Here is a 9,475-nt window from a genome sequence, read left to right as displayed (position 1 = left end):
CTTCTAAGCCCATCCAAAGCGACTCGGCATCCTGGTGGCTGCCCATCTCCGCGACGCAGCAGACGCCTAATTATATAACATATCATACCTTGAGGTGGTCGGCGTTTCCATCCCCGGGCTTACCTTCCGGGTGGAATTGGCGTAGGATGAGGCTCATCATTGCTGCTGTTTGATCTAGAGGTGGCGCCGTGCCTTACCGCAATCTGAGCTTGGACGACTTCGCGAAGCACGTGGGTATGGATGCCCGGGCGGTTCGGCGCATGGCGGATCGTGGGGAGCTTCCCGGTCACAAGGTCGGAGGAGAGTGGCGCTTTAATCGGGCCCAGATCACGGAATGGCTCCAGGTGAAGATGCACACGTTCGACGAGCAGCGGCTTATCAGCCTGGAACAGACGATGGGGGCGGAGTCTGGCGACCTGATCGTCACGAGTCTGATTGGCTGGGAAGGGGTTGACGCGAACTTGCCGGCCCGGACCCGGGCCTCGGTTCTCCGGGAACTGGTCAAGTTGGCCGAGCGGACCGGGCAGCTGTTTGATGCCAAGGGACTCCTGGAAGCCCTGGAGCAGCGCGAGGCTCTCTGTTCGACCGCGCTGATGTACGGTGTCGCTATTCCCCACCCCCGTCAGCCGATGCCTTACGCTTCGGCCGAGCCGCTGATTTGCGTTGGTCGACTGTCCAAGGGCATCGGCTTCGGATCGCCGTATCACGACCTGAGCCGGCTCTTCTTCCTGATCTGCTGTCATGACGATCGTCATCACCTGCGGGTCCTCGCCCGACTGATGAGGATTCTGGATCAGGAGACGATCGAGCGGCTGATGGAGGTCGAGAGTCGGGAGGCGTTACTGGATGCGCTCATCGACAAGGAGAAGCAGGTCACTGCAAGTGCGAGAGGATAATCCTGTGGACGCCCAAGTGGTGAACCGGGGCCTGGCCGCGATTCGCAACATGCTGGATGCGGGGCGCCCGCTCATCTACGTTCAATCACCCGAGGAAGACCGGGTCTTGTCCCTGGTGACCCAGGCGGCGGAGTTTCGGCAAGGTGGCGGCAGCCAGTTGTTCGTCTGGAGCATCACCGACGGGCTGGTGGAGGGCGGTCGGGTCAGCCAGTCGCAGCCCGACGGCGCCCGCGGCGTCCTGGATTTCGTGGTCTCGTACCCGACGCCGGCCATTTTCCTGTTGAAGGACTTCCATGAGTTTATCCGCGAATCGGCCGCGGTTCGCCGCCGGTTGCGCGATGTCTATCACGCCTGCCTGAAGAATCGCAAGGCGGTGGTGATCTGTTCGCCGGTGAAGGTCGTTCCGCCGGAGATCGAGCGTGAGGTCGCGTTTCTCAAACTGCCGATGCCGGACCTGGTTGAATTGGCGTCGTTGCTGACCGAGGAGGCGGCGGGGCTTGGAGCGGCCGGCGATCTGGGTCCAGAGGCCCGCTACGTTCTGGGTCGGGCGTTGCAGGGGCTGACGTTCGACGAAGCCCGACACGCGATTCGTTTTGCCTTCGCCCAGGCGCACCGGCTCGATCCGTCGGTTGTGCCCTTGCTCCAGGAGGAAAAGCGGCTGCTGGTTCGCAAAAGCGGGCTGATGGAATACGTGCCTGACACGGTGGGGATCGATCAGGTCGGGGGTGTCGATGCGCTGAAGAAATGGCTGGAGCAGCGAAAGGGGCTCTTCTTCTCCGAGGAGGGCGTGACCTCGGAGATTGTGCCCAAGGGCATTCTGCTGATGGGTGTCTCCGGCTGCGGCAAGAGCCTGACTGCCCGGGCGGTGGCCAGTGCGTTTGCCCTGCCGCTGTACCGCGTGGACATGTCCCAGGTATTCGCGGCCGGGCTGGGCAACGCCGAGCGGGTTTTCGCCGAGGCCTGCCGCACCATGGAGGAGATCGCTCCGGCCGTTGTCTGGTTCGACGAGATCGAGAACGCGATCTCGCGGCAGCACCAGGACAGCTCCGGCGTGCTGGACCGTATCTTTGGCTACTTCCTCACCTGGATGCAGGAGAAGCCCAAGGGATTGTTCGTGGCCGCCACCGCCAACCGCATCGACCTGCTGCCTGCAGAGATGATCCGCAAAGGCCGGTTTGACCAAGTGTTCTTCATCGATTTGCCCGATCAGCCGGAACGCATGGAGATCTTCCGCATTCACCTGCAGCGGCGGCGGATGGAGACGGCTGGGCTATCGCTCGATTTGGCGACGGTGCGGACGGAGGGGTGGACCGGCGCGGAGATCGAGCAGGCGGTGATCTCAGCCCTGACCGCCTCGCGTCTGGCCAACGAGCCGCTTACGGACAAGCACCTGCTGCCGGCCCTGGAGGACATTGTTCCGCTGTCGAAGACGATGAGCGAGCAGGTCAAGTACATCCGGGCCTGGGCCAGCGACCGGGCGATCTCGGCCACCTCAAAGCGGCGGCGTTCCAGTTAGAGCCTATCCCAGTAGATACCACGAGACAGAGGAGCCGCTTGAATCAGCACCGGCGAGTCGTGGCTGTTTCACGTGCAGACGGAAGGAGCCGCGGCCGGGTCGTGGTTCTCCTTGGGCCTGCTGTCGCCGGGTCGGGGGCTCGTCCGACCCTGGAAGCGTACATCCAGAACATGATGTGTGACTTGACATGGCCGGTCCGAGAATATATCCTGGCACTTGGCTGGGTCGGGTGTTTCCTCAGACATTTGTAAGCAGCGTGTCTCTTGTTCGTCCGGAGGATCGGGATATGTGCATGCGATTTGGACCTTCTGTCGTCGGGGTGATGTGTGCCGTACACCTCTGGCTTTCGCCGTCTCCCGCTGTAGGCCAGTACAACTGGCTGGTGAACGGTGACTGGTCGGCTGGGGAGACGGGATGGAACCGCTGGGCGGCGCCCTGGAGCAGCGGCAGCCAATGGCTGTTGGCCATTGCGGGAACGAGCCCGCCCGCGGGGCGGCTCCATTATTCTGCCGGCACAGGCGAACACGGCTGGTTCCAGCGCGTCAACGTCATGCCGGACACGTACAGCATTCAAGGTGACTGGAGCGGAATACTGGGTGTGATGGGTTGGGCGCAAGTCATGCTCTTCAGCGGTACTGCCGGTTTGAGCGACGCGGAACTCCTTGCCCGAATCGAGGGCCAGGTCATTGGTGATATCGTTGCAGCCAAGGACTCGTGGGGGCTGAATCCGCCGAGTGACTGGGATTGGGAACCGATCACGAACTCCCTCCATCCCGGCGGGAACGGGAATCAGGTGTTCGCGACTGACGGTCAGGTGGTTGTCGTGGTGAGGGTAGGCACCGTCGCCGGATTCAGCTCTGCTATGTTCGACAACCTGCAGCTCGTCGGCGGGGGCTCAGGATTCGATCTCACGATTACCGAGCCCTCCGATTTGCCCGATCCGCCTGCACCGGTAGATGTCACCATTTCGTTTACCGCGACGGCCAGCACGCAGTATGGCGGGATCGCCACCGTGGGGAATGGAGCTGCAAGGAGTGAGGGTTTTGGATGGGGGACAATCATGTACTCCTACTCGGGGGCAAATGTGCTCTTCAAGAAGAGTGTGAACGGCCAAGCTCGTGGCGCAGCTCGCCTTCGGGGAGAGGAGGGCATGGAGGAAGGCCCGCCCATGTGCATGGAATGGGATCCCTTCACCGGTGACTGTCTTTTCTGGGGGCCGCCGGAGATGTGGCCGGTTCCTAGCGGATGGGCCGAGGGGCAAGTGACGGGTGTTTTGACGCTCGGAACGTCTGCCGCTCATCCGGCGGGTAGTCCGCTGGAGATGCTCTTGTCGATTCGCTGCACCCCTTGGAGCAGCTACGCGCAGACCTTCTCGCTGCAGCTGAGCCGCGCCGGCACCCGCATTGCCGACCTCAACCAAAACACGAGCAGTGACGTGATCGTGCCCGTTTTTGCGGGTGAGGCCCTTGAGTTCAGCCATTCCGCGTACGACTCGAGCGGGTACTTCTTTGACACCAGCTTCTTCTATCTCTTTGTTCTCACTGAAGGGCCTCCTCCGCCTGAGGGAGCCTGCTGCTTCTACGACGGCCGCTGCGAGCAGTTGTCCCAAGTGGCATGCACGGCCGCCCACGGCAGAGTGTGGACCCAGGACGCCGCCTGCGAACCCAACCTCTGTCCGCCCCCGCTGCCGGCCGACTTCGATTTCGACGGCGACGTGGATAGGGACGATCTGACGGTTTTTGCAGGCTGTTACTCAGGCCCCGCGATTCCCTACAGCGAGACGGCAACCTGTCAGCGGGCCAACTTCGACAAAGACGGCGATGTCGATATGGTCGACTTCGGCGTCTTCCAGCGGTGCTTCTGCGGGGCAGGTGAGCCAGGTAATCCGGCTTGTGCCGATTGAAGTGGCCGCGAGGATACCGGGGCCTGCTCCGGTTGAGGCTCGAGAAAACACGGTTCTCTGATTGGTGGGTCTGGGAGTCATCGTCGGCGGGCACGACGCCGGGGCCGGTGTCCGCAGAGGCCTAGCAGTCATGCCGTTGCCGGTTCGGGTACCAGGACGGTTGTCCTGCTCATGTATGACAGGCTCGTCGAGCAGCTGGTTGCCGGGGAATCGAGGCCGTTCCAGATACAGACGGACCGAGCCGTCACCCAGGAGTGTGGCCTTTCCCCTCCCGAAGCCGAGAAGTCGAGGGCAGTTGATCGAAGTGGGGGCCGCGAATAGAATGACGGCCTCGCGCAGATGGCCGCTTGTTGCCCCAGGCGGGCGTTCCTGAGTGACCGGCGATCCAGCTTCGCAGGGGGCGTAGCTCAGTCGGCAGAGCAACGGCCTTTTAAGCCGTGTGTCCTGGGTTCGAGTCCCAGCGCCCTCAATGAAAGCGAATACCGGTGAGGTCTTCACCTACAGAATCGGCCAGGTGGCCGCAGGGCACCGATACGGCAGTTTTGGTGCGGCAGAACGTCGCACAACGTGGCTGAAACACGCCGGAAAGGTATCGGAGCCGTGCCTAGGAAGCCGTTCTCGCCGATGTACCGCCGGAAGGGCGGGCGAGCGATCACCCCACGCCACGACGCAGACACGAACAGACACCACGAGATCGACCTCGGGGAATGGGACTCGCCAGAGTGCAGGGAAGCCTGCCACCGGCTCATCGCCGAATGGCTGGCGGCAGGGTACCGAACCCCGCAACGAGAGTCCGCGGGGGCCTCGGGCCGGTCCCAGGGCAAGCCGTTGACCGTCGCCGAGCTGGCCAGCGGGAAAATGACTAACGAACGGTGCTCACTGAAGTCGTTTACTGAGTGGGAAGTGGATACCGACGGGTCTCGGATGGCCGAACCGCACCTGTTGCGCGCCGCCGGGAGACGATTTGGATTGACCGCTTTCCCGGGACCTGGCCTCTCCGGTGGCTGCGAGGTCAACGATGTTCCGCCTCGCGCAGGGCCAGGATCGCACAGCCTGGCCTAGCTGTCGGCGCCCTGTTCTTTTCGAGAGCGGGTGCAGCGTCCTGCTCGAAGTGATCCCGTCGCGGTGCTTTTCTACTACGCATCCGGAAGGCGGACTGGTAGAATCACGTTTTTCGCCCGAGACGACGGGGCATGACCCCGTGAACGGATGCGAGGAATGGGTGGTTACCGTCGCCGTCGGGGGATGGCAGACGGGGCGAACCCCAAATAATAGGAGGCCGATGGTATTGCGCGTTCGCTTCTTATGGCGATGGTGTTCTGGGCGGGCACCCTTTCATGCCTTCGTTGCCGGCGTGATGGCGGCCATCTGGGCCTTTGAGGTTCCCGTTCAGGCCGCTGCGGAGATCAGGTTCAAGGTCGTGGATGGTCGGCCGTGCGCCATGGGTACGATCCACGGTCCGAGCAAGGGTATACCGGCGAACGTCGTCATTGAGCTGGGTCTGAAGATGCCGCTGGTGATCCATGAGCGTAGCGGCAAGCTGCTGGAGATCGGCGGAGATTCACGGGGGGAGGTGCGTTTCGGTGATCTGGCTCTGGGGAACCTGAAGACCCACGCCACGGGGCTCAAGGAACTGGAGGACTTGTCGCGGGACTATGCTCCGGAGCTGGGCGAGATCCCGGCGATCGCGTACCTCGGTCTGCCGGCGTTTGAGCAGTTCGGCGTCCAGATCGAGATTGGCGAGGGTGTTCTCAGGCTGTTGCCGGGCGAGGAGGCGGTGCTGAGCGAAGGGGAGAGGAGCGGCAGCGACGGGGTCTCGAAAGCCACGGTCGTGCCGTACGAGGAGTCAGGCTCGGGTTACTGGTTGAAGGCGGTTGCCGCGGACGGATTCACGCTCCGCACGCGGTTCATGACCTCGGGCAACGACACGATTATCGATTCGACCGCCGCGGATCTGGCGGGCTCAGCCGGTGGTGCGATCGACCCGCTGAGCCTCGGCGGGCTCAACCTCGCTCGCCTTGTGGCGTTTCGCCCGGAAGACCTGTCCGAAGCCCCGGAGCCGCGGCCGGATCTGGTGCTGGGTGTGAATCTGCTGAGCAGTCTCCGTGTGACCATCGACCAGACGCATCGGCGGATGCTGTTTGAGCAGACGCGCGAGCCCAGGTTTCCCATCGAGGAGCGGGCGTACTATCAGGCACGGACGGATGGGAATGCGGAGGCGATCGAGTCATTCGTGAAGGGTCACGCGACATCCCGGCTGGCGAAGGAGGCTGCGGAGAAGCTGTTGGCGCTCAGACTCGAAGACACGGCCGGTCCCCGTGAGGCGATCACTCGTGCAGTGCGGATGCGCGCGGATCTGACGCCTGAGAACCGTCGGGCCGCAAGTCTAGTCACCTTGGCCGATGCGTTGATTGCCGGAAAGCGAACGGACAAGTACGAGCTTGCGACGGAGGTGCTCAAGATCGGCCAGGAATCGGCGTCTACCGACCTGAACGGCGTGGCGGCACATCAGATCCTGGCTCGCACGGGTCAGATCGCGCTTCAGCGGAATGACCTCAAGGAGGCTCGTCGGGCGCTGCTATCCGCGGCGTTTGGTCTTCCTCGTGATCCGCTGGTCAATCTCTGGCTCGGGGAGCTGTACGAACGAACAGGAAAGGCTGCGCGTGCGTGGTCGCGGTTCGTGCAGGCGGCCATCAGCGACGATGCTCCAGCAGATGCCTTTCGCGGTCTTGATCGCCTCAACCGCGACGCCGACTTCCGGGCGAGTTTCTCGATGGGTGACGCGGAACAGCTTCTCGAAGGGCGGGTGCCGGCGTTTCATCCTGCTGATCGATTTGGGGAAGGCGGCAAGGGCGAGGATGCCAAGCCCGTGCAGCTGGTCGAACTCTTCACCTGTGTCGATCACGGCTCCACCGCGGCGCCGGAACTGGCTTTCGGTGGTCTCCAACAGTATTTCGACGGCACGGACGTGTCGTGGGTCCAATACCATCTCGCCTCCCCTGCGGCGGAGCCGCTTGTTTCCAGGGCGAGTGTATCGCGTGCCGGCTTTTATCAGACAACCACTGCGCCCGCCGCCTTCTTTGACGGAAAGGGGCCGAAGACAGACGCGGGGGACGAGAAGAATGCGGCCCAGGTCTACGCCGCGTACCAAGGTGCCGCCCTCGCCGGAAGAGTCGGCGTCGCGGCGTGGAAGGTGGATGGCCGTATCGCTTTCACCGAGGGCAAGTTCGTCGGCATTATCGAGGTCCAGGGTTCAGAAGCCGGAGGAAGCCTTCGCCTGCATGTGATTCTATGCGAGCGACTAGTAATGCTCCCCGCGGCCAACGGCGTGGTCCTGCACCGCTCGGTGGCCAGAGCCTTGCTGTCGCCCGAGGGCGGTTTTGAATTGCCTGCGGGGAGTGGGGGCCGGAGTTACGAGGTGATGCTGACGGTCGCGGCGGTCAGCGAGGAACTGGACAAGCGAATCTCGGCTGTCGAAGCGGAGAAGGAGGTTCGGTTCCTGATGCGGCCGTTTTTCGTGGATCCCGGGGCGTGCGTGGTCGTGGCTTTCCTCCAGGACTCCAGAACGCGCGAGGTCCTGGTTGCCCGGTCGCTTGCGGTTAAGAACAACGGCGCCGGAGGGGGCTCATGAGTGAGCTTCACACCCATGCCGACCCTCGGCCGGAAATGGCGGTTCTGCTGGCGGACTGCCGGCGACGCGTTCGTTGGGCGGGGGTGCGCGCCCGGGTCCCGGTGGCTCTGAATTGGGGTTCCGAGACGCTCCTCGCGACGGCTGGGGCGGTGTTCTTTCTGCAGCTGACGAACCGCGTGCTGGGTCAGACATCGCTGCTTGGGTGGCGGGGCTTCCTGGTTCTCGCGCTGTTGGCCGCAGGGCTGCCGGCGGTTGTCGTCATGGTGCGTGCGATTCGCCGTCAGGTGTCGCTGACCGAGGCTGCGGAGCGACTCGACCTGGGCGTGCAGGATCACAACCGCATTGCGATTGCCTTGGCCCTGTCTGAAGACCGCGATGCAGGTCCGTTCGGAATGGCGGCCATCAGGGACGGGCTCGATTACCTTCGTCGCTGGTACCCACACTTGCCTCACGTGGAGCGGGCGGAGATGGACTGGATGGGCGGCCTGCAGCGGGTGGCGATGGCGATGGGGTTGATGATGGTTGCGGGGCTCATTTCGGGTGGAAAGCCCCCCGGCACCGTCGCGGAGATGCCGGTGCCGATGGGCGCGTCTGCCGCGGTGGAGCGGTCATCGTCCGGTCAGTTCCTGAAGACTCGTGAGCTATCCAGGCCGGCGGCGCCGCCGGTCCTGGCCGCAGTGGGAAAGGCGGATCGTTCCGGCGCGGCAGCCCCGGCGAACAGGCCGGGCGTCAAGCCCCGGTCGGAACCGGCGGTCGGGCGACCCGGCGGCGGAGCCCGCGCGGAAGTCAATGCCTCGAGCCAGTCAGAAAGCACGAAGGGGGAAGCCTCGGAGAGTCAAGGCGCGGGCAAGCCGAAGGAACGAAGGGCTCCGGCGCCTGCGAGGAAAGACCGCGGCCGGCAGAGCAGGGAGCCCGGTTCGAAGGCGAGTCAAGCCCAGGAGGACGCATCCTCGATCAGCCAGGGTTCTTCGGGAGGAGGAGGCATGTCGCCCGTGCAGAACAGCGCTTCGCAGCGTCTGGAGACCCGGGGCCACGAGCGTGAGGACGACGAGGTGGACGAACCCACCGAGGATGAGAAGTCGGCGAACACGCAGCGAGGCGGCATCCAGCCCACGCTGAAGGACCGGCAAGCCGCACCGACACGTGATCTTGGCATCAGTGGCGAGCAGGGTCCGCCGGGAGGGGGGCGGGGCGGTCCGACGCCACCGAAGAAATCGCGGGGTACGGCCTCGCTGGTGCTGGGCGTGCCCATCCCGGATTTCGTCAGAGGGAGGTTGGGCCCGGGCGTGAGCAAGGTCACGCGTGAGCGGGTGGAGCCGGCGCCGATGCCAGGTGAACCCGCCGTTCCCGTTGCCGCCCCACCCCGTTCGTTGCCGGAGGATCCCAGCTCTCGGTATCGGGTGCCGCCGGCCATGGCCGCCACCGTGCAACGCTATCTGGCGGCATTACATTCTGCGGATCAGGAGTCGAGCCGCGGCGGCGACACCCCCGGGCCGCCCGCGAGTAAGCCTTTACAGGAGTGAGTTTAG

6 protein-coding genes and 1 tRNA gene are annotated in these 9,475 nt (G+C 64.0%); all 7 read left to right on the top strand.

Going from position 1 to position 9,475, the window contains the following annotated elements:
- Nucleotides 1-188 precede the first annotated feature (188 nt).
- The 7 genes from KA354_05870 to KA354_05840 all read left to right on the top strand — a co-directional run bounded on the left by KA354_05870 (nt 189) and on the right by KA354_05840 (nt 9,469).
- Nucleotides 189-896: a PTS sugar transporter subunit IIA gene (locus KA354_05870; GenBank protein MBP7934159.1), complete on the top strand. Its 708-nt coding sequence runs from the start codon at nt 189-191 to the stop codon at nt 894-896.
- Entirely contained in the window at nt 847-2,412 is a 1,566-nt protein-coding gene (locus KA354_05865) for an AAA family ATPase (protein ID MBP7934158.1), read from the top strand. Before KA354_05870 ends, KA354_05865 begins: the two co-directional genes overlap by 50 nt.
- 292 nt (nt 2,413-2,704) lie before the next feature.
- The gene (locus KA354_05860) at nt 2,705-4,315 is read left to right on the top strand and encodes a hypothetical protein (protein ID MBP7934157.1); all 1,611 of its coding nucleotides are present in this window, start codon (nt 2,705-2,707) and stop codon (nt 4,313-4,315) included.
- 396 nt (nt 4,316-4,711) lie between these two features.
- Nucleotides 4,712-4,784: transfer RNA gene (locus KA354_05855), tRNA-Lys, on the top strand.
- 131 nt (nt 4,785-4,915) lie between these two features.
- The gene (locus KA354_05850) at nt 4,916-5,377 is read left to right on the top strand and encodes a hypothetical protein (protein MBP7934156.1); all 462 of its coding nucleotides are present in this window, start codon (nt 4,916-4,918) and stop codon (nt 5,375-5,377) included.
- Between the two features lie 220 nt (nt 5,378-5,597).
- Nucleotides 5,598-7,946: a hypothetical protein gene (locus KA354_05845; protein MBP7934155.1), complete on the top strand. Its 2,349-nt coding sequence runs from the start codon at nt 5,598-5,600 to the stop codon at nt 7,944-7,946.
- Nucleotides 7,943-9,469 carry a hypothetical protein gene (locus KA354_05840; protein MBP7934154.1) on the top strand — a complete coding sequence of 509 codons (1,527 nt, stop codon included), beginning with the start codon at nt 7,943-7,945 and terminating at the stop codon, nt 9,467-9,469. The genes KA354_05845 and KA354_05840 overlap by 4 nt, the downstream gene beginning before the upstream one ends.
- The last annotated feature ends 6 nt before the right edge of the window (nt 9,470-9,475 follow it).

It is taken from the genome of Phycisphaerae bacterium (genome assembly GCA_018003015.1).
GTDB lineage: Bacteria > Planctomycetota > Phycisphaerae > UBA1845 > PWPN01 > JAGNEZ01.
The sequence above is the reverse complement of the archived record's forward strand: the minus strand, read 5'-3'. Positions and strand labels throughout refer to the sequence as shown.

Bases quoted from the DNA above. Each gene is read 5' to 3' on its own strand.
- KA354_05845 (MBP7934155.1), top strand. From the start codon at position 5,598: ATGGTATTGCGCGTTCGCTTCTTATGGCGATGGTGTTCTGGGCGGGCA.
- KA354_05860 (MBP7934157.1), top strand. From the start codon at position 2,705: ATGCGATTTGGACCTTCTGTCGTCGGGGTGATGTGTGCCGTACACCTC.
- KA354_05865 (MBP7934158.1), top strand. From the start codon at position 847: ATGCGCTCATCGACAAGGAGAAGCAGGTCACTGCAAGTGCGAGAGGAT.
- KA354_05840 (MBP7934154.1), top strand. From the start codon at position 7,943: ATGAGTGAGCTTCACACCCATGCCGACCCTCGGCCGGAAATGGCGGTT.